The 20,869-nt window shown below is 69.7% G+C and carries 17 protein-coding genes; 9 read left to right on the forward strand and 8 right to left on the reverse strand.

Annotated features, from left to right (window positions below; genetic code table 11):
• Both hflX and CKW34_RS10010 read left to right on the forward strand, forming a co-directional pair.
• Positions 1–1,467, forward strand: coding sequence for a GTPase HflX (hflX, locus tag CKW34_RS10005; RefSeq protein ID WP_059381257.1), 1,467 nt, complete (start codon positions 1–3; stop codon positions 1,465–1,467).
• Entirely contained in the window at positions 1,467–2,507 is a 1,041-nt protein-coding gene (locus CKW34_RS10010) for a hypothetical protein (protein WP_059381258.1), read from the forward strand. The genes hflX and CKW34_RS10010 overlap by 1 nt, the downstream gene beginning before the upstream one ends.
• A gap of 29 nt (positions 2,508–2,536) precedes the next feature.
• Here CKW34_RS10010 and CKW34_RS10015 read toward each other — a convergent pair whose 3' ends face one another.
• The 4 genes from CKW34_RS10015 to CKW34_RS10030 are packed head-to-tail and all read right to left on the reverse strand — an operon-like array spanning position 2,537 to position 6,705.
• Positions 2,537–2,794 (reverse strand): HPr family phosphocarrier protein, encoded by a 258-nt coding sequence (locus CKW34_RS10015; RefSeq protein WP_016692704.1) that lies wholly within the window; start codon positions 2,792–2,794, stop codon positions 2,537–2,539.
• Positions 2,795–2,852: 58 nt separating this feature from the next.
• Entirely contained in the window at positions 2,853–4,943 is a 2,091-nt protein-coding gene (locus CKW34_RS10020) for a PTS fructose transporter subunit IIABC (protein WP_059381259.1), read from the reverse strand.
• An 8-nt stretch (positions 4,944–4,951) separates the two neighbouring features.
• Complete coding sequence (locus CKW34_RS10025; protein WP_059381260.1) at positions 4,952–5,941, reverse strand: 1-phosphofructokinase family hexose kinase; 990 nt, start codon at positions 5,939–5,941, stop codon at positions 4,952–4,954.
• Positions 5,938–6,705, reverse strand: a complete 768-nt coding sequence (locus CKW34_RS10030) for a DeoR/GlpR family DNA-binding transcription regulator (protein WP_059381489.1) — start codon at positions 6,703–6,705, stop codon at positions 5,938–5,940. Before CKW34_RS10030 ends, CKW34_RS10025 begins: the two co-directional genes overlap by 4 nt.
• 132 nt (positions 6,706–6,837) lie before the next feature.
• On the opposite strand from CKW34_RS10030, the gene ptsP reads away from it, so the two are divergent.
• The 3 genes from ptsP to CKW34_RS10045 all read left to right on the forward strand — a co-directional run bounded on the left by ptsP (position 6,838) and on the right by CKW34_RS10045 (position 11,167).
• Positions 6,838–8,505 carry a phosphoenolpyruvate--protein phosphotransferase gene (gene ptsP / locus CKW34_RS10035; RefSeq protein ID WP_059381261.1) on the forward strand — a complete coding sequence of 556 codons (1,668 nt, stop codon included), beginning with the start codon at positions 6,838–6,840 and terminating at the stop codon, positions 8,503–8,505.
• Between the two features lie 85 nt (positions 8,506–8,590).
• On the forward strand, positions 8,591–9,883 hold the full coding sequence (locus tag CKW34_RS10040) for a uracil-xanthine permease family protein (protein WP_059381262.1): 1,293 nt from the start codon (positions 8,591–8,593) through the stop codon (positions 9,881–9,883).
• Positions 9,884–10,024: 141 nt separating this feature from the next.
• On the forward strand, positions 10,025–11,167 hold the full coding sequence (locus tag CKW34_RS10045) for an acyl-CoA dehydrogenase family protein (RefSeq protein WP_059381263.1): 1,143 nt from the start codon (positions 10,025–10,027) through the stop codon (positions 11,165–11,167).
• 77 nt (positions 11,168–11,244) lie between these two features.
• Here the strand turns inward: CKW34_RS10045 and lexA are convergent, their stop codons facing one another.
• On the reverse strand, positions 11,245–11,955 hold the full coding sequence (gene lexA, locus CKW34_RS10050; RefSeq protein WP_059381264.1) for a transcriptional repressor LexA: 711 nt from the start codon (positions 11,953–11,955) through the stop codon (positions 11,245–11,247).
• A 253-nt stretch (positions 11,956–12,208) separates the two neighbouring features.
• Here lexA and CKW34_RS24645 point away from each other — a divergent pair, with 253 nt between their 5' ends.
• Positions 12,209–12,823, forward strand: coding sequence for a LysM peptidoglycan-binding domain-containing protein (locus CKW34_RS24645; protein ID WP_231921865.1), 615 nt, complete (start codon positions 12,209–12,211; stop codon positions 12,821–12,823).
• Between the two features lie 193 nt (positions 12,824–13,016).
• On the forward strand, positions 13,017–13,487 hold the full coding sequence (nrdR, locus tag CKW34_RS10060) for a transcriptional regulator NrdR (RefSeq protein ID WP_059381265.1): 471 nt from the start codon (positions 13,017–13,019) through the stop codon (positions 13,485–13,487).
• Between the two features lie 12 nt (positions 13,488–13,499).
• On the opposite strand, the gene hrpA is transcribed toward nrdR, so the two are convergent.
• Both hrpA and CKW34_RS10070 read right to left on the reverse strand, forming a co-directional pair.
• Positions 13,500–17,393 (reverse strand): ATP-dependent RNA helicase HrpA, encoded by a 3,894-nt coding sequence (hrpA, locus tag CKW34_RS10065; RefSeq protein ID WP_059381491.1) that lies wholly within the window; start codon positions 17,391–17,393, stop codon positions 13,500–13,502.
• A 64-nt stretch (positions 17,394–17,457) separates the two neighbouring features.
• Positions 17,458–18,408: a TIGR03621 family F420-dependent LLM class oxidoreductase gene (locus CKW34_RS10070; protein ID WP_059381266.1), complete on the reverse strand. Its 951-nt coding sequence runs from the start codon at positions 18,406–18,408 to the stop codon at positions 17,458–17,460.
• A gap of 125 nt (positions 18,409–18,533) precedes the next feature.
• Between CKW34_RS10070 and CKW34_RS10075 the strand changes: the two genes are divergently transcribed.
• Positions 18,534–19,727 carry an aminotransferase family protein gene (locus CKW34_RS10075; protein ID WP_059381492.1) on the forward strand — a complete coding sequence of 398 codons (1,194 nt, stop codon included), beginning with the start codon at positions 18,534–18,536 and terminating at the stop codon, positions 19,725–19,727.
• On the opposite strand, the gene CKW34_RS10080 is transcribed toward CKW34_RS10075, so the two are convergent.
• Complete coding sequence (locus tag CKW34_RS10080) at positions 19,687–19,953, reverse strand: hypothetical protein (protein WP_006551320.1); 267 nt, start codon at positions 19,951–19,953, stop codon at positions 19,687–19,689. The two genes, CKW34_RS10075 and CKW34_RS10080, sit on opposite strands and share 41 nt — an antisense overlap.
• A gap of 104 nt (positions 19,954–20,057) precedes the next feature.
• Here CKW34_RS10080 and CKW34_RS10085 point away from each other — a divergent pair, with 104 nt between their 5' ends.
• Positions 20,058–20,768, forward strand: a complete 711-nt coding sequence (locus tag CKW34_RS10085) for a hypothetical protein (RefSeq protein WP_059381267.1) — start codon at positions 20,058–20,060, stop codon at positions 20,766–20,768.
• Positions 20,769–20,869: the final 101 nt, after the last annotated feature.

Below are 20,869 nucleotides of genomic sequence, written 5' to 3' on the forward strand. Positions count from 1 at the left end.
ATGACGAACACACAGCGCACGCGCCGCGCAACCACAGATGACAGCACTTCGACCGCGTACGACGCACCCGGAGGCTGGACCGCCGAGGATCCGTCCGTCGGCGAGATGCAACTCGAAGACCGCAGCGCGTTGCGGCGTGTGGTCGGTCTGTCCACCGAACTCGAGGACATCACCGAGGTCGAATACCGCCAGCTCCGACTGGAGCGTGTCGTGCTCGTCGGTGTCTGGACGGGCGGAACGGCCGCCCAGGCGGAAGCGAGCCTGGCCGAGCTGGCCGCACTCGCCGAGACCGCCGGCTCCGAGGTCCTCGAAGGTCTCGTCCAGCGTCGCGACCGGCCCGATGCCTCCACCTACATCGGTTCCGGCAAGGCCGACGAGCTCCGGCAGATCGTACTGACCACCGGCGCGGACACCGTGATCTGCGACGGCGAACTCACTCCCGCCCAGCTCACGGCGCTGGAGAAGGTCGTCAAGGTCAAGGTCATCGACCGGACCGCGCTGATCCTCGACATCTTCGCCCAGCACGCCACCTCGCGAGAGGGCAAGGCGCAGGTCTCCCTCGCGCAGATGGAGTACATGCTCCCGCGTCTGCGCGGCTGGGGCGAGTCGATGTCGCGGCAGGCCGGTGGTCGTGCCGGCAGCAACGGCGGTGTGGGCCTGCGTGGTCCCGGTGAGACGAAGATCGAGACCGACCGTCGCCGGATCCGCGAGCGGATGGCCAAGCTCCGTCGCGAGATCAAGGCGATGAAGGCCGCGCGCGACACCAAGCGCACCCGGCGTCTGCGCAACAGGATCCCGTCCGTCGCGATCGTGGGCTACACCAACGCCGGCAAGTCGAGCCTGCTCAACAAGCTCACCGGCTCCGGTGTCCTGGTGCAGAACGCACTGTTCGCGACCCTCGACCCGACGACCCGCCGGTCGGCGCTGCCCGACGGCCGCGAGTACGTGCTCACCGACACCGTCGGTTTCGTCCGGCACCTCCCGACCCAGCTGGTCGAGGCGTTCCGGTCGACCCTCGAGGAGGTCGCCGACGCCGATGTGCTGCTCCACGTCGTCGACGGCTCCGACCCGCTGCCCACCGAGCAGATCAAGGCGGTGCGCGAGGTCGTCACCGAGGTGCTTCGCGAATCGGACGCACCGCCGCCGCCGGAGTTGATCGTCGTCAACAAGATCGACGCCGCCGATCCGGTGACCCTGACACAGTTGCGCAGCGCGATCCCCGGCGCGGTCTTCGTCTCCGCGCACACCGGGGAGGGCGTCGAGGAGTTGCAGACCCAGCTCGCGGGTCTGCTCGAGGATCCCGACGTCGAGGTGAAGCTGCTCCTGCCGTACACCCGCGGCGACCTGCTCGCACGCATCCACTCGGACGGTCAGATCCTCTCGTCCGAGCACGAGGTGGACGGCACGCGGGTGCACGCGAAGGTGCCGGCAGCGCTGGCGTCGGCATTGGTCGACTTCGCGGCCTGATGCGGGTCGTGCGCCGGGCGGCGCTGCTCGCTGCCGTCGCGGCGTTCGTGCCGGCCCCGAACGCCGGCGCGCAGGACACCGCGATCCCGGTCGCGGATCTGCCGACCGGGATGCTGTGCACTCCCGACGATCCCGCGCTCGCCGAACTGTCCGGCCTCGCGACGATCGGAGACCGGCTGTTCGCGACCCCCGACGCCGGAGAGGACGAACGCATCGTCGAACTCGACGGGAATTGTGCGGTTCTGCAACGGATCCCGTCGCCCGTCGATCCCTACGACGTCGAGGATCTCGCCGCGGGTCCCGACGGCCGGTTGTGGCTCGGCGATCTCGGCGACAACACCCGCGTCCGCGAGACGATCGCGCTCATCTCCCTCGACCCCGACACCGGGCAGGGAGATCTGCACCGGCTGACCTATCCCGACGGTCCCCGCGACGCCGAGACCGTACTCGTCTCCGCGACAGGCGAACCGATCATCGTGACGAAGGCGCTGTTCGGATCGAGCAATGTCTACCGACCCGCACGTGGACTGACGATCGACGGCCTCCCCGTCCCGGGGCCGGCCCCTCTCGAGAAGGTCGGGTCGCTGGCACTCGGACCGTCGGATACTCCCGGCGGCCCCATTCCCGGTGCGTCGTCCTCGATGATCACCGGTGGGGCGGTGAGCGCCGACGGGACGGTCGCGGCGGTCCGCACCTACACCGACGTCTACCTGTTCCACGTTCCCGACGGCGATCTCGCGGCCGCACTGGTCGCCGGTCCGCGCTTCCGCATCCCGGTCCCGGACGAACCACAGGGCGAAGCCGTCGCCTTCACCGCCGACGGTGACCTGCTCACCGCGTCCGAACGGGGTGCGGCGGGCACGGAGAATCCACCGATCCGGATCCGTCGCGGCGCGACCGATCTCTTCGCGCCCGCGGACGACGCTGCCGCGGACGAGATATCGTCCGCGGCACTGCCGGTCGTGGGTGCGGGCGTGGCGGCCGGGGTCATCGTCCTCGGGGTCCTCGGACTCGTCGTCCGGCGCCGCACCCGCGGCTGAGATCAGACGCCGCGAGCCCGCGGCCGAGATCAGGCGTCGAGGTCTGCGGCGACCAGTTCCGCGACCTGCGCGAGGACCGCGTCGTCGTCGCACGAGATCGTGACCTGCGTGCCCTTTTCCGCGCCGAGCGTCATGATCATCAGGGCCGAACCGGCGTCGACGGGCTCGCCGCCGTCGACCGAGAGGGTCACCGGGACACCGGCCGCGACCACGGCCTCGGCGATGATTCCTGCGGGACGGGCGTGGAGGCCGATGGACGAACCGACGGCAACCGTGGTGCTGGGCATGTGAATCTCCTTCGTGGTGGGGAAGTGCAGGGCGTCGATCAGGAAGATGCCGCTGTGATCAGGAGCGTGCGGCTACGGGCTCGGGGTTCGTCTCGTCGGCGGCTTCCCGGGCGGGACGGGTGATCGACTTGGCGATGCTGACCGCGAGTGCGGCGACCACCGTGCCCGCCGCCAGCGCGATCAGGAACCACACGACGCGGTCCATCGCGAACAGCACGAACAATCCGCCGTGGGGAGCGGTGAGCGTGACACCCGTCGCCATGACGATGCCGCCGGTCACGGCGCCGCCGAGCATCATCGACGGGATCACCCGGAACGGGTCGGCCGCCGCGAACGGAATGGCGCCCTCCGAGATGAACGACGCACCGAGCAGCCAGGCTGCCTTGCCGTTCTCGCGCTCGGCGGTGCTGTAGAGACGCGGACGCACCAGCGACGACAGCGCCATGGCGAGCGGCGGAACCATGCCGGCAGCCATGACCGCCGCCATGATCTCGAGCGAACCGGTGTTGGCGACGTCGAGACCCGCGACCGCGAAGGCGTAGGCGGCCTTGTTGACCGGTCCACCGAGGTCGAAGCACATCATCAGGCCGAGGATCGCACCGAGCAGCACCGCGGAACCGCCGGACAGACCGTTGAGCCAGTCGGTGAGACCGGTCGTGATCGCGGCCAGCGGGCGACCGAGCAGCAGGAACATGAGCCCGCCGACGATCAGGCTTGCGAGCAGCGGAATGATCACCACGGGCATCAGGCCGCGAGCCCACGTGGGCAGCGGGATACGGCCGACCCACAGGGCCGCGAAACCGGCGATGATGCCGCCGACGAGACCACCGATGAAACCGGCGCCGACGAAGACTGCCACCGCACCGGCGGTGAAGCCCGGGGCCAGCCCCGGGCGGTCCGCGATCGCGAAGGCGATGTAACCGGCCAGTGCCGGGACGAGGAACGAGAACGCCAACGAGCCGATCTGGTACAGGACCGCACCGAGATAGGTGCCGAGCCCACCTGCGGGCAGGTTGGTGAGCGTGTTGTCGAGAACGATGTCGGAGGCCGAGTCGGTGATGTCGGGACCGGCGAGCAGGAAGCCCAGGGCGATGAGCAGACCGCCGGCCGCGACGAACGGGATCATGTAGCTCACGCCGGTGAGCAGGATCTGCCGCAGACGGGTACCCCAGCCGAGGTCGCTGCCGCTCTCCGACTCACCCGCCGGGGCGCCGGAGGTTCCTTCGACGGTGCGCGCGGACGGATCGGTGGCGGCCCGCAGAGCCTCGTCGATCATGGTGTCCGGTTCGTTGATCGCGCGCTTGACGCCCGAGGCGATCACGGGCTTGCCGGCGAACCGCTCCCGGCCCTTGACGCCCACGTCGGTGGCGAAGATGACGGCTTCGGCGCCGGCGATCACGTCGGCGGGCAGGGGAGTGCTGCCACTCGATCCCTGCGTCTCCACCCGGACAGTCACACCCGCGCGTTCACCGGCGGCGGACAGCGCGTCGGCGGCCATGTAGGTGTGCGCGATGCCGGTCGGGCACGCGGTGACCGCGACGATCGTGCGGCCTCCGGGCTGTTCCGCGCTCTGAGGCGGCGCGACCGCGGGCTTCGCGGAGGCTGTCGGTGCCGGCTGCTGCGGCGCTGCGGTCGAGGTGGCGGGAGTGCCGCTCGACGGCGCCGGTCGGGGCGGGAGGACGTCCTCGACCAGCGCGATGACCTCCTCCGCGGACGCGGCCGCGCGCAGCGACGCGACGAAGTCGGGGCGCACGAGTGCACGAGCGAGAGCGGTGAGGAGCTTCATGTGGTCGCCGCCCGCCCCTTCGGGCGCGGCGATGAGGAAGACGAGGTCGGCGGGGCCGTCGGGCGCACCGAAGTCGGCCTTCGGGGATAGTCGGGCGAATCCGAGCGACGGTGTGGTCACCGCTTCGCTGCGTGCGTGCGGGATCGCGATCCCGCCGGGAAGACCGGTGGCGGACTTGGCCTCCCGTTCGAGAACGGCTGCGGTGAGTGCGTCGGCGTCGGACGCGCGACCGGTCGCTGCGAGGCGCTCGGCGAGTGCGGCGATGACGGAGTTCTTGTCGGATCCCAGGTCGGCATCGAGCGAGACGAGTTCCGTGCCGATGATCGAGGAACCGCCTGCGGAGCCGGAGGTGGTGTCGGACATGACGTTCCTTAGGAGTGGGAGGGGAGCGGTCGGGGTCGGCGGTGGACGTCGGTGACGTGCACTCGGGATGGATCGACGGAATCGGGTGTGGGCAGGGCTGTTCCGGGGAGCGTGACGGCCGCGGTCCCGTAGGCCACGGCGAGGCGCAGGCACTCGTCGGGTGTGTGACCGGCCTGCTCGGCGAGCAGATATCCGGCGAGCGACGAATCGCCCGCGCCGACCGTGCTGCGGACCGTGACGTCGTCGGTGGTGGCCCGCCACGCTCCGGTGGCGGTGACCAGCACCGCGCCCGCACCACCGAGGGTCGCGAGCACCGCACCGACGCCGCGTTCCACCAGCACCCGGCCCGCGTCGACCACGGCGCCGACGTCTCCTGCGGCGGCGCCGGATTCGAGTTCGTGGGCGTCGGCGCCGGTGAGCTGGGCCAGTTCGTCGGAGTTCGGCTTGATCACGTCGGGGGCCGCCGCGGGGAACCGTTCGGCGAGGGCGAGCAGAGGCCGTTCGGAGGTGTCGACCGCGATGCGGCATCCGAGACCGCGCAGAGCACCCACGAGGTCGGCATACCACGACTCGGGCACACCCGGAGGGAGGGAACCGGACAGGACGGTCCACGCGGCTCCCTGCGCGCATTCGAGCAGGACGGCGTTCAGCTCGCCGAGTGTACTTCCGGTGCAGGGCGTTCCGGGTTCGTTGAGCTTCGTGGTGGTGCCGTCGGGTTCGGCGACGGTGACGTTGTTGCGCGTCGGCCCGGAGGTGGGCACGGCCCGATGGGTGATGCCCTGGTCGTCCAGCGCGGCGAGCAGAGGATCGCCGGCGTTGGCGGGAAGCACGGCGACGACCTCGGTCGTCGCGGCGTGCAGCACGCGAGCGACGTTGATCCCCTTACCACCCGGATCGACGGTGGATCGCTCGGTGCGATGCACCCTCCCGCGCTCGAGAGGGCCCGTCAGCCCGACCGTGCGATCGAGACTGGGGTTGGCCGTGAGCGTGACGATCATGCCGTCACCACCTCGATTCCGTGTTCGATGAGTTGCCGACGGTCGGTGTCGTCGAGGTCGGTGTCGGTGACCAGGACGTCGATCGGATCGAGCGACGCGAAGCTCAGCAGATTGCGCCGACCGACCTTCGAGGAGTCGGCGACCACGACGACGCGGTCGGCGGTGCGCACCATCGCGCGCTTGACCGCGGCCTCGTCGGCGTCGGGGGTGGACAGGCCGTGGTCGATGCTGAGCGCGTTGGTGCCGATGAACGCCACGTCGACGTGCACCGTCGACAAGGTGGCGAGGGCCTCGGCGCCCACCGCCGCCTGCGTGACACCGCGGACGCGACCGCCGAGCAGGTGCAGTTGCACGGTGCTCATCGCGGCGAGGCGCGCGGCGATCGGTACCGAGTTGGTGACGACGGTGAGTTCGACCTCGGGCGGCAGTGCTCCGACGATCCTGCCGGTGGTGGTGCCGGCGTCGAAGAGCACGCTTCCGCCGGACGGTGGGAGAAAGGACGTCGCGGCGGCGGCGATGCGGTCCTTGTGTTCGGCGCGGGTGTGCTCGCGTTCGGAGAGAGCGGGCTCGGAGACCGAGAGCGAGGCGGCCGGGATCGCGCCGCCGTGGACACGACGCACGAGTCCCAGGCGTTCGAGATGCGCGAGGTCGCGGCGCACCGTCTCGGTGGTGACGCCGTACCGGTCGGCGAGCGCCGCAACCGATACGCGGCCGCGAGCCGCCACCAGCGCTGCGATCGCCTGCTGCCGTTCCTCTGCGTACACCGACACTCCTGAGGGTACCCGATTTGTGGGAAAACAATGTTGGTTTATGTTGTTTTACACCCGTCTGTGTTGACATGTCAAGGCTTCTGAGTAATCTGAGTCACAACGAACTACTGCGGTGAGGAGATCTCCATGGAGCAGTCGGCGTCCGTCCTGCACGGCACCCCCGTCGTCCCCGGCATCGGATACGGGCCGGTCATCCGGCCCATCGCGCGTCCTGTGGTCCCGGAGCAGGGCGCCTCGATCCCCGACACGGCGCGCGAGGCCGAGGTGGGCCGATTCGAGGACGCCGCGAAGGTCGTGGCCGAGCGGCTGCGGGCCCGCGCCTCGCGTGCATCGGGAGCCGCGGCAGAAGTGCTCCAGGCCACCGCCGTGCTGGTCGAGGACCGCGCCTGGCGCGGGGCGGCCGCGACGAAGATCCGGTCCGGCACCGACGCGGTCGGCGCCACAGTCGCCGCCACCGACCAGTTCGCGGCCCTGTTCGAGAAGATGGGCGGGCTGCAGGCCGAGCGGGTCACCGACCTGCTCGACATCCGCGACCGCGTGATCGCCGAGCTGCAGGGCGCCCCCGAGCCGGGCCTCGAGATGCCCGACGCGCCGTCCGTGCTTCTCGCCACCGATCTCGCGCCCGCCGACACCGCCGGACTCGACCCGTCCGTCGTCGTCGCGCTGGCCACCTCGCTCGGAGGACCCACGAGCCACACCGCGATCATCGCGCGCCAACTCGGCATCCCGTGTGTCGTCGCGGTGGCAGGTCTCGACGACGTCCCTGCCGGCACCGAGGTGCTGGTCGACGGCGCGACGGGCCGGATCGTGATCTCCCCGGACAGCGCCGAGGCCGCAGCCGAGGTCGAACGCGACCGCGTCGAGCGCGAGCGGGTGGCGGGCTGGTCCGGTCCCGGCGCCACCGCCGACGGTCACCCGGTCGAGATCCTCGCCAACGTGCAGGACGGATCGGGTGCCCGCGCGGCGCACCGGACGCCGGCGCAGGGCGTCGGACTGTTCCGCACCGAGCTGTGTTTCCTCGACCGCGACACCGAACCGACGGAGGACGAGCAGGCCGACATCTACGCGGAGGTCTTCGACGCGTTCGAGGGACGGAAGGTCGTCCTGCGGACCCTCGACGCCGGCTCCGACAAGCCCCTCCGGTTCGCCAACCACCCCGACGAACACAATCCCGCCCTCGGCGTCCGCGGAATCCGCATCACGACCACGGCGCCGGGAGTGCTCGATCGTCAGCTCGACGCGGTGGCCGCCGCGGCCTCGCGCACCGGCGCCACGCCGTGGGTCATGGCACCGATGGTGGCGACCGTCTCGGAAGCAGCCGATTTCGCCGCGCGGGTGCGCGAGCGCGGGCTGTCACCCGGCGTCATGATCGAGGTTCCGTCCGCGGCGCTGCTCGCCGATCGGTTGCTCGAACACCTGGACTTCCTGTCGATCGGCACCAACGACCTCGCCCAGTACACGATGGCGGCCGATCGGATGTCGCCGCAGCTGGCCGCACTCACCGACCCGTGGCAGCCCGCGGTGCTCGCACTCGTGGCCCGCGCGGCGGAGGCCGGGGCGGCCGCGAGCAAGCCGGTGGGGGTGTGCGGCGAGGCGGCGGCCGATCCGCTCCTCGCCTGCGTCCTGGCCGGGATGGGCGTGACCTCCCTGTCGTGCGCGGCGTCGGCGGTGACGGGCGTCGGGGCCCGGCTCTCCTCGGTTCCGATGGACCGTTGTCGCGAGGCGGCCGAGGCGGTCCTCGCGAGCGACGACCCCGTCGCGGCACGTGCTGCGGCCGCGAAACTGCTGGACTGAGCGGCACGGCCGGGACGGCCTGTTCCACCCGGCCGGGACGGCCTGTTCCACGCCGCCGGGCCAACCGGTTCTACGATGTCCTGTCGTGACCGAACGAGCGAACACCACCGGACGCACGACCACACGCCGCGGCTGGACACTGCACGGCGACGGGCGTCGCATCAACCCCGGTGCGGTGGTCGCACCGCACGAGCGACTGTCGTGGCCGCGCACCATCGGCATCGGGATGCAGCATGTCATCGCGATGTTCGGCGCCACGTTGCTCGTGCCGACGATCACGGGCTTCCCGGTCACGACGACGCTGCTGTTCTCCGGTATCGGCACCGCGCTGTTCCTGATCATCACGCGCGGTCGGGTGCCCAGCTATCTCGGTTCGTCGTTCGCGTTCATCGCGCCGCTCAGCGCGTCGGCCGGTTCCGGTCCGGCAGCGCAGCTCGGCGGGATCGTCGCGGTCGGTATCGTGCTCGTGCTCATCGGCCTGGTGGTCAAGGCGGCAGGTTCGCGCATCATCGATGCGGTCATGCCGCCGGTGGTCACCGGGGCGATCGTCGCCCTCATCGGTCTCAACCTTGCGCCGACCGCCACGGGCTCGTTCGAAGCCCAACCGCTCGTCGCCACGATCACGCTCGTGGTCACGCTGCTCGTGACGGTGGTCGGCCCGGGCATGCTCGGCCGCCTCGGCATCCTCGTCGGTGTGATCGTCGGATGGATCTTCGCGGCGTTCACCGGGGCGATCGCGTCCGAACGTATCGACGCCATGCGGGACGCCGCCTGGTTCGGTCTGCCCGACCTGCGCGGCCCCACCTTCGAACTGTCGGTCGTGCTGCTGGCGCTGCCCGTCGTCGTCGTGCTGGTCGCGGAGAACGTCGGCCACGTCAAGGCGGTCGCCGCGATGACCGGCCGCAACCTCGACGACATGGCCGGCAACGCGCTCATCGCCGACGGCCTCGCGACCACCCTCGCAGGTGCGGGCGGTGGCTCGGGCACGACCACCTATGCCGAGAACATCGGCGTCATGGCGGCCACGCGCGTGTACTCGACCGCTGCATACGCCGTCGCGGCGGTCACCGCCGTGGTGCTCGCCTTCTCGCCGAAGTTCGGTGCGCTGGTGTTCACCGTGCCCGACGGTGTCCTCGGTGGCGCGACCCTCGTGCTCTACGGCCTGATCGGCATCCTCGGTGTCCGCATCTGGACGGAGGCGAAGGTCGACTTCACGGATCCGGTCAACCTCACGGTCGCGGCCGCCGCGCTCGTTGCCGGAATCGGCGACCTGACCCTGTCGATCGGCTCGGTCGAACTCGGCGGTATCGCCTGGGGTTCGATCGGCATCCTGGTCGCGTACCCCCTGCTGCGCAGACTCGCGGATCTGCGTCGCTGACCCGAGATCGGCGCGTCATGCGACCCACTCCGCGCCCATGGGGTCGTCCGGGTCACAAAATGCGCTCGCTTGTGTCAGCGTCACCACGCGCTCTCCTGCATACCGTGAGTATGTCGAACGACGTCTCACACAGGAGCGCAGATGGAACGCACCCTTTTCGAGCCCGAGCACGACCTCTTCCGGGAGTCGTACCGGAAGTTCCTCGAACAGGAGGTGGCCCCCTTCCACGAGCAGTGGGAGAAGGACAAGATCGTCGACCGTGAGGTGTGGAAGAAGGCCGGCGCGCAGGGCTTTCTCGGCATGGCGGTGCCGGAGGAATACGGCGGCGGTGGCATGGACGACTTCCGTTACAACGCCATCATGGCCGAGGAGACCACCAAGCTCGGCTTCAGCGGCCTGGGCTTCATGCTGCACAACGATGTCGTCGCTCCCTACCTGCTCGAACTCACCAACGAGGAGCAGAAGAAGCGCTGGCTCCCGGGCTTCTGTTCGGGCGAGCTGATCACGGCCATCGCGATGACCGAGCCCGGCACCGGCAGCGACCTGCAGGGCATCAAGACCCGCGCGGTGCGCGACGGTGACGACTGGGTCCTCAACGGCGCCAAGACGTTCATCACCAACGGTATCCACTCCGACCTGGTGATCGTCGTCGCCTGCACCGATCCGGAGAAGGGCGCCCAGGGCTTCTCGCTGCTCGTCGTCGAGCGCGGCATGCCGGGCTTCGAGCGGGGACGCAACCTCGACAAGATCGGCCTCGACGCCCAGGACACGGCGGAGCTCAGCTTCAACGATGTCCGCGTCCCGGCGTCCAACCTCCTCGGCCAGGAGGGCATGGGCTTCATCTACCTGATGCAGAACCTGCCGCAGGAGCGCCTCGCGATCGCCGTCGTCGCCGCTGCCGCGATGGAGCGCGTGCTCGACGACACGATCCAGTACTGCCGCGACCGCAAGGCGTTCGGCAAGCCGATCGGCAAGTTCCAGAACACCCGCTTCGAGCTCGCCGAGCTCGCCACCGAGACCCAGCTGGCCCGGGTCTTCGTCGACCGGTGCATCGAGCTGCTCAACGAGAAGAAGCTCACCGTCCAGGAGGCCGCGATGGCCAAGTACTGGACCACCGACAAGCAGGTCGAGCTGATCGACCGCTGCCTGCAGCTGCACGGTGGCTACGGCTACATGCGCGAGTACCCGGTCGCCAAGGCGTACCTCGATGCGCGCGTGCAGAAGATCTACGGCGGCACGAACGAGATCATGAAGGAAGTCATCGGGCGCGGCCTCAACGTCTGAGGCACGTACGAGAAGGCCGGGGTGGCTCCGCTGTGCGGAGCCACCCCGGCCTCGTTCGTCTCCGGTGGGCCCGGGGATCAGATCTTGCGGACGACCGTGACGACCTTGCCGAGGATGACGGCGTCGTTGCCCGGGATCGGTTCGAACATCGGGTTGTGCGGCATGAGCCAGACATCGCCATCGACCCGCTTGAAGGTCTTGACGGTGGCCTCGCCGTCGAGCATCGCGGCGACGATGTCGCCGTTCTCGGCGACGTTCTGCTGCCGGACGACCACCCAGTCGCCGTCGCAGATGGCCGCGTCGATCATCGACTGGCCGACGACCTTGAGCAGGAACAACGAGCCCTGACCGACGAGCTCGCGCGGCAGCGGGAAGACGTCCTCGACCGATTCCTCGGCGAGGATCGGACCACCGGCCGCGATGCGGCCGACGACGGGAACCATTGCAGCCGAAGGAATGTCGTCGGTCGACGAGCCGGCGACCACCTCGGGGGAGGACTCCGGTGCGGGGGTGGGCTCGAGGCCGCGGACGTCCACGGCGCGCGGACGGTTCGGATCCCGGCGCAGGAAGCCCTTCCGTTCGAGCGTGCGGAGCTGATGTGCGACGGACGACGTGGAGTTGAGTCCGACGGCGTCGCCGATCTCACGGATGCTCGGTGGGTACCCCCGTTCGCTGACGGAATCGCGGATGACCTCGAGTACACGACGCTGACGCTCGGTGAGGCTCGCGGTGGGATCGTCGGTCGTGGGTCCGCCCCGGCGGGCTGTGGATGTTCCGTCCGCCTTCATCGTGACCTCCGTGCGGCGAGTGTCGGATGGGTTGCAAGTTGCCTTTCGAATCTATCGAGATCCCGCGCGTATATCAAACAGATGTTCGAGATTCACCCTCCGAGGAGCTGTCGCAGGGGCGTGACTCGTGGTAGAACATTCGAACAGACTTTCGTTCGAACACATGATCGAGTGATCGAACAGGGTCGTGAGACCACGCCCGGCGACACGGACGGGGTCGGAAGACCACGCACAGCGACACGGAGGATTTCCGATGAGCAGAGCGGTTCGGATCGACACGGCGGTTCCGGTGGGTACGGCGGGAGAGGGCGCTGTGGCCCGAACCGGTGCCTTCGTCCGGACGAGCACGGCAGGGCGAACCGTCGCGAGCCCGCCCGGAGCAGGTGCCCCCGGGGCTGCGGCGTATCGCATCCGGCCGATCGCGACGTCGACGCTGCATCATCGCACCCGTGTCCCGGCGCGGACGAGACCGCGCGTCGCCGCGCCCACGCGCGAATATCGCGAATATGTCGCCGCACCCTCGCACGAACCCCTGCACCGTCGCTCGGAGATCACGCCGCGCAGTCGCCGGCCTGCGGAGGGGGCGAGTTGGCGGCAGATGGCCGCGACGGTGCTCCTCACCGCGCTCGCGACGACGATGCTCCTCGTGCTCGCCCACGTGCGTACCGATGAGGTGATCTCGCAGGGCGCCGGCACCACGGTCACGGTCGTACGCGAGGGGGAGAGCCTGGAGGCGTTGGCCGCTCGCGTGTGGCCCGATGCTCCGGTCGACGTCACGGTGGCGAGGATCGCCGACCTCAACTCGCTCGACGGTACGGCTGTGCAGGCCGGAAGCCGTCTCCTCGTGCCGGATTCCTCCCGGGGATGAGGGTGTCGTGGCCCTGCCCGACCCGCGATCCGCGCCCGAACCGGACAGGCGGGTATTGTCTAACACTGTCAGTCACACCACTCCGTGTGGTTGCGGCGGTGTCGGCCCACTCGCGGGTGGAGACGGTTCCGGTCGGGAGGCATTGCTTCGGCGCCGACGTCGCGACCCGCACGGGCACGACGAAGGAACCGACATGTACTGCCCGTATTGCCGCCACCCCGATTCCCGGGTGGTCGATTCGCGCGAGGCAGACGAGGGTGCCGCGATCCGTCGTCGGCGGGCGTGTCCCGAATGCGGGCGCCGCTTCACCACAGTCGAGACGGCCGTGCTGTCCGTCGTCAAGCGCAGCGGCGTGACCGAGCCGTTCAGCCGCGAGAAGGTCGTGCGCGGCGTGGCCCGCGCCTGTCAGGGACGCGATGTCGACAACGATGCGCTCAACAAGCTCGCGCAGCAGGTCGAGGACGCGGTGCGGGCGAAGGGATCACCTGAGGTCCCGAGCCACGAGGTGGGACTGGCGATCCTCGGGCCCCTGCGCGATCTCGACGAGGTCGCCTATCTGCGATTCGCCTCGGTCTACCGTTCCTTCAGTTCCGCAGAGGATTTCGAACGCGAGATCCAGGAACTGCGCGAGCACAAGAAGTCCCGCTCGGACGCGACCGACTGACGGTTTCGGTCGCTACCGGATCGTGTCGATCGCCTTCAGGACGCGCTTCTCCGACACCGGGATCCGTGTCCCGAGACCCTGCGCGAACAGGCTCACGCGCAATTCCTCGATCATCCAGTAGATCTCGACCACCTCGGGTGCGGCACGTCGCTCCTCCGGCAGTCGCGCGAGCAGCTTGTCGTAGGCGCCGTAGACGCGATCGAGCACATCCATTCCCGCCGCGTCGCGATGCGCACTTGCCGGCAACGCCTCCAGGCGCTGCGCGGCCGCGGTGAGGTAGCGCGGCAGGTCGGCGATCCGCCGCGATCCGAGGTCGGTGACGAAGCCGGGGAACAGCAACGACTGCAGCTGTTCGCGTACGTCGTCGGCAGCCTCGCCGTTCGACCGATCGAGGAGCACACCCACCTCGTGGGCGCGGGACAGCACGGGCACAACCGCTTTCAACAGACGGGCCACGCGCCCCGGCAGATGTGAGCGCACCGTGGCCGCGAGCGCCTCGAACTCCTCGGGTGTGCGCACGGGAGCTCCGTGTGCGGCGATGAGTTCGTCCACCGCGCAGGCACGGCAGTCCTCGATCAGCGCTTCGAACGATCCGTCCGGGTTCCGCCCGAGCGCGAGTCGCTCCATGTTGGTCAGCCCCGAGGTCACGGCCTTCGCCTTCGTCGGTGCCGACGAGAGCAGCAGGGCGCGCAGCCCTTGCCGTGTCGCGTTCTGCTGGGCCTGCGGTGTGCTGAGCACGCGCACCGCGACGCCGTCCTTCTCCGCGACGAGGGCGGGATAACCGGTGACCTTCCGGCCGCCGACCTCGCGGGTGACGGTCTCCGGCAGGTTCCCGAGGGTCTCGGCCGTCCACACCACCGCCGCGGGACGCTCGGTGCCCGCCGCGGCGCGTGAGACCTCCGCTTCGACCCGCGGAGCCAACTTCTTCCGCAGCGCCGCCAGGCTCTTGCTGCGGCCGAGCACGGTACCGCGCTCGTCGACCGCGGCGAAGGTCATCCGCAGATGGTCGGGCAACGCCCCGGGATCGAAGTCCGAGGGTTCGATCGTGCACCGTCCGAGCCGGGACAGTTCGCGGGCCATCGCGTTGACGAGCGGTTCGGAGCGGGGCGTCACCGACGCGAGCGCGGCCGCCGCGAAATCCGGAGCCGGGACGACCTGTCTCCGAAGATGTTTCGGCAGGGTCTTGATGAGGGCCGTGACCAGCTCGGTCCGCATCCCGGGTACCAGCCAGTCGAAACCGACGGACTTGAGGTTCGCGAGCAGCGCGACGGGGACGCGGGCGGTGACACCGTCCTCCTCCGTGCCCGGCTCGAACTGGTAGGTGAGGGGGAACTGGATCTCACCCTGGCGCCACGCATCCGGGTAGTCGCCTTCGAGCACCGACGCGGCGTCCTGGTTCACCACGGTGTCGGGCGTGAACGTCAGCAGGTCGGGTTGTTGCCTCCGGGTCTTCTTCCACCACGTGTCGAAGTGCCGGGCCGAGATCGCTTCCGGGCCGACCCGCTGGTCGTAGAAGTCGAACAGGGTCTCGTCGTCGACGACGATGTCGCGGCGGCGCGCACGGTGTTCGAGTTCCTCGACGTCCTCGAGCAGCGCCCGGTTGTCGTGGAAGAACTTGTGCTGCGTGCGCCATTCGCCCTGCACGAGGGCATGGCGGATGAACAGTTCGCGCGAGACCTCCGGATCGATCCGTCCGTACGGCACGGGACGCTGGGCGACCAGGGGGATGCCGTAGAGCGTGACGCGTTCGTAGGCCATCGCCGATTCGCGGCGCGTGGACCAGTGCGGCTCCGAGTAGGTGCGCTTGACCAGGTGCGGGGCGAGCTTCTCGACCCACTCGGGTTCGATGCGCGCAGCCGTCCGGGCCCACAGCCGTGAGGTCTCCACGAGTTCGGCCGCCATCACCCAGCGCGGTGGCTTCTTGAACAGCGACGACCCCGGGAAGATCGCGAACCGCGCGCCGCGGGCACCGAGGAAGTCGCGCTTGTCGCCCTCGCGAAGACCGATGTGCGACAGCAGACCTGCGAGCATCGACTTGTGGACGTCGTCGGGGTTCACGTCGCGATGGTGCGTCTGCCAGCCCATGTCGACGGTGATCTGACGCAGCTGCCCCTGTAGGTCCTGCCACTCGCGGATCCGCAGCCAGTGCAGGAACTCGTCGCGGCACAACCTGCGGAACCTGCTCGACGACAGTTCCCGCCGTTGTTCCTTCAGGTAGTCCCACAGCCGCAGGAAGGCCAGGAAGTCCGAGCCCTCGACCGCGAACCGCGCGTGCTTCTCGTCGGCGGCCTGCTGGAACTCGGTCGGGCGCTCGCGCACGTCCTGGATCGACAGGGCCGCGACGATGATGAGGACCTCGCGCAGGCATCCGTTGCGGTGGCCCTCGACGATCATCCGGGCCATGCGCGGATCGACGGGCAGCCGGGCGATCTCGCGGCCCGTCGCGGTCAGGCGCGGCGTCTCGCCCTTCTTCGCGGGTTCGAGCGCGCCGAGTTCCTCGAGCAGAGCGATGCCGTCGCGGATCGCGCGGGGATCCGGTGCCTCCACGAACGGGAACGCCTCGATGTCGCCGAGACCGAGCGCCGTCATCTGCAGCACGACCGACGCAAGGTTGGTGCGCAGGATCTCGGGTTCGGTGAATTCCGGCCGACCGTCGAAGTCGTCCTCCGAGTACAGCCGGATGCAGATACCGTCGGCGACGCGACCGCACCGTCCGGCACGCTGACGCGCCGAGGCCTGCGAGATCGGCTCGATCGGCAGTCGCTGCACCTTCGTCCGCACCGAATACCGCGAAATGCGGGCGGTGCCGGGGTCGACGACGTAGCGGATGCCGGGAACCGTCAGGGACGTCTCGGCGACGTTGGTGGACAACACGACCCGCCGGCCCGTGTGCGGTGCGAAGACCCGGTGCTGTTCGGCCGCCGACAGGCGTCCGTAGAGCGGGAGGATCTCGGTGTTGCGCAGCTTGCGGTCGCGCAGTGCGTCGGCGGTGTCGCGGATCTCGCGCTCGCCGGAGAGGAAGACCAGGATGTCGCCGTCACCCTCGCGCTGGAGTTCCTCGACGGCCTCGCACACCGCGTCGACGGGATCGCGGTCGACGAGCGTGTCGCCTACCTCGACGGTCAGCGGGCGGTAACGCACCTCGACGGGGTAGGTGCGGCCGGAGACCTCGACGATGGGCGCGGGCGTGCCGTTCGCGTCGGCGAAGTGGCGCGCGAAACGTTCGGGGTCGATCGTCGCCGAGGTGATGATCACCTTCAGGTCGGGGCGACGCGGAAGCAGCTGCGCGAGGTAGCCGAGCAGGAAATCGATGTTGAGGCTGCGCTCGTGCGCCTCGTCGATGATGAGCGTGTCGTACTGACGCAGCAGCCGGTCGCGCTGGATCTCGGCGAGGAGGATGCCGTCGGTCATCAGCTTGACGAGTGTCGACTCGGTGACCTGATCGTTGAACCGCACCGTGTATCCGACGGCGTCGCCGAGCTCGGTGTCCAGTTCGTCCGCGAGTCGCTCGGCGACGGCGCGCGCGGCGATACGGCGCGGCTGGGTGTGGCCGATCAGGCCGCGAACTCCACGCCCGAGTTCGAGGCAGATCTTCGGGATCTGCGTCGTCTTGCCCGAACCGGTCTCACCGGCGACCACCACGACCTGGTGGTCGCGGATCGCGGCGGCGATGTCGTCCTTGCGCTGCGAGACCGGCAGATCCTCGGGATAGCGGATCTGCGGGACCGACGACGCGCGGGACGCGAGCCGGGTGCGGGCATTCTCGATCTCGGCGGCGACCTCGGTCAGCGCCTCGCCGCCCCGCGCCCGGTCGAGCCTGCGACGGAGGCGGTTCTCGTCGCGGAGGGAGACCTCGGACAGGGCAGCGCGCAGTTCGCGACGATTCGGGGCGGAGGAGATGGACATGCTGATCACACAGCCTAGCGAAACGGCCCGGTCGGGGCCGGTCGGGGAGGGCAGGCTCCGGTGGTCAGCCCGCCGAGACGCGTACCCGGCCGATCACCTCACCGAAGATCTCCCGGTACGGGGCATGGACCGTGAAGTGGGTGAACCCGTAGCGCTCCCGGCTGCGCAGGATCTGCCCGGCCATCTCGTCGACCGTGCCGATCAGCACGAACGGCGAGTCGAGCAGATCGTCGGCGTCGATCGTGTGCTCGAACCGCTCGGCGAGCGCGGCGGCGGTGCCCGCCCGGTCGTCGGTCTCGACGACCGCCTGGAGCAGGGTGTGCCACTCGATGTCGTCGACCCGGTCGCCGGCCCGCGCCCGCGCGAACGCGACACGGTCGTCGGCCTCGGTCGCGGTGGCGATGCGGAACGTCCCCGGTGGCTTCCCCGGCAGCTGGACGGCGCCCGCGACGCTCACGATGTCGGCGTGGGCGGCGGCGACGGCGAGGATCCGGTCGCCGGTGCCTCCGACGATCAGGGGCGGGCCGTAGCCGCCGAATCCGCGCCGCTGCACCGGACGGAGCACGGGCAGGTCGAACGCTTCGCGCAGCGCCGCCTGCTCGTCGAAACCGGGCCCGGTGAACGATCGCTGCAGTTCCTGCACGATGGATTCGAGTCGCTGGGCTCGTTCGTCGAAGCGTTCCCATTCGATCCCGGCCGCCTCGAACTCCCATCTCATGTGGCCTGCGCCGAGGCCGACCTCGAGCCGCCCGCCGGTGAGCAGATCGGTGGTCGCGATCTCGCGAGCGAGCAGTGCCGGATTCCAGAAACCGGCGTTGAGCACCATCGTGCCGACCCGCATGCGCTCGGTGGCGCCGGCGGCGGCGACCAGGACGGGGAACGGTGCAGGGACACCGAGGTGGTCGGCCGCGTACACCGCGTCGAAGCCGGCGTCCTCCACGGCGCGGCACCAGCGAGCGAACCCGTCGGGGGACCCGACCTCGAAGATGTTGACGGAGAAGCGGAACTCGGTCATGGCTCCCAGGGTGGTGGGTTCGGGCCTCCGGCGCCAGAGTCGTTTCCTCCGCATACGATGACGGGTGTCGTGATCGTCGTGGACGGGAGTTGGTCGTGGGTGCGTTGTGGCACGGATTCGCCGATATGGGCGCGATCGAACGGGACGGCGCATTCGTCGTGTCGCGCGGGGAAGGCGCCTACATCTGGGACGACGCCGGCAACCGTTATCTCGATGCCACCGCCGGACTGTGGTTCACCAATGTCGGTCACGGCCGTACCGAGATCGGCGAGGCGATCGCAGCGCAGGTCGCGAAGCTCGCCCACTATTCGAACTTCGGCGACCTGACCTCCGAGCCCGCGGTCGAACTCGCCGAGCGTCTCGCGGGGATCGCCCCGGTCCCCGGCAGCAAGATCTTCTTCACTTCGGGTGGATCCGACTCCGTAGACTCGGCGGCCAAGCTCGCGCGGCGTTACTGGCAGGAGGTCGGCAAGCCCGGCAAGCGGCTGCTGGTCTCGCGTGAGAAGGCGTACCACGGCATGCACGTCGGTGGCACCTCGCTCGCCGGTATCCCCGTCAACGGGGAGGGCTACGGCCGCCTGTGGGAGGACACCGCGCGGGTTGCCTGGGACGACGCCAAGGCGCTGCTCGAACTCATCGATTCGGTCGGTGCCGACTCCATCGCGGCCTTCTTCTGCGAACCCGTCATCGGTGCGGGCGGGGTGTACCTGCCGCCGGACGGCTATCTCGCCGAGATCCGCGACATCTGCCGCGACCACGACATCCTGTTCGTCGTCGACGAGGTCGTCACCGGTTTCGGTCGTATCGGTGGTTCGTGGTTCGCGTCGTCACGATTCGACCTGGCTCCCGACATGGTCACCACCGCCAAGGGACTCACCTCCGGCTACCTGCCGATGGGCGCCCTGTTCGTCGCTCCGCGCGTCGCCGAACCGTTCTTCGCCGGAGACGTGTGGTGGCGCCACGGTTACACCTACGGTGGGCACGCCGCTGCTGCGGCGGCCGCGCTCGCCAACCTCGACATCATCGAGCGCGAGGATCTGCTCACCGAGGCGGCGCGGATCGAACGGACTCTGCACGACAAGCTCGCTCCGCTGGCGGATCATCCGCGGGTGGCCGAGGTGCGCAGCGGTCTCGGTGCGGTGGCGGCCGTGCAGCTCGCCGATCCGTCCGAAGCTCTCGGTTTCGTCAAAACCCTGCGACAGCACGGGATCTCGGGACGCGCGGCCGGTCAGGGCGCGATGCAGATCTCCCCGTCGTTCGTGATGACCGACGAGCAGATCACCGATCTCGCCGACGGAATCGCCGCAGCACTCGGCTGATCCGTTCCTTCGGCCCGATCGGTACCTCGGCGAGGGGGAGTTCGGCGCTGCCGTCGCGTGCGGCGAGCGAACGGGCATAGCGCTCGTGCAGCACCGAACGCACCTCGTCGGGGCTGTAGTTCCGTCGCTGTCGCTCGTTGCGGGCGGCGACAGCACCGGTCGCCGCGACTCCCACGATCCCGGCGAGTCCGACGAGCTTCCACCACTTGCCACCGCGCAGTGCCATGGGGACGACCCTAGCGGCCGTCGGGGCCATGGGGACGACCCCCAGCGGTCCGTCGGGGTCATGGGGACGACCACAGCGGCCGTCGGGCATGGCAGGCTGACGGCATGGACACTTCGTCGGCAGATCGGTCCGCCGGTGCGCGTTCGCGTCTCACCCTCGACGAGGCCGTGGCGACGACCCGCACGGGGGACCTGTGGATCTTCCGCGGCGCCGCCCCGGCCGACCGAGCGATCCAGACGCTGACCAACGCACCGGTCAACCACGTGGGGATGACGGTCGCGCTCGAGGACCTGCCGCCGCTGATGTGGCACGCCGAGCTCGGACGCAGTCTCCCGGACATGTGGACCGGGCGGCACCAGCGCGGCGTGCAGTTGCACGACCTGCGCAGCGCGGTGCAGGTGTGGGCCGCGCGTTACGGCCAGCGCGGTTGGCTGCGGCAGATCTCGGTGGCGGTCACCCCGGACCAGGAGGACCAGCTGCTGCGCACGATCGCGCGGCTCGACGGCACACCGTTCCCGTCGACGACGAAACTCACGGGGCGATGGTTCGCGGGCCGGCTCCCGCGCCGTCGCCGAGCTGCAGTCCCGTCCGGTGGGCTCGAGAGCGCGTACTGCGCCGAGGTGGTGGGGTTGACGCTGGAGGAGATGGGGTTGCTGCGGCAACGGCACCGGGGGAGCAACTGGTACGACCCCGGCCGGTTCTGGAGCGGCGACCGGCTGCCGCTCGCTCCCGGGGTGGAGTTCGGTGGCGAGATCGAGGTCGTGCTCGACGAGGACGACCTGGCTGCCGGAAGAGCGGCGGGCTCGGCGTCGTAGGACCTGGCAGTCGGCGCAGCGAGCGCCCCGTCTCGTGGTCGACGCACGACCGTCCGATAGTTGCGAAAGGTAAAGGCGATAGGTCGCACTACACTGATAGG

The sequence above is a fragment of the Rhodococcus rhodochrous genome, assembly GCF_900187265.1.
In the GTDB taxonomy this organism is placed as follows: Bacteria; Actinomycetota; Actinomycetes; order Mycobacteriales; family Mycobacteriaceae; genus Rhodococcus; species Rhodococcus rhodochrous.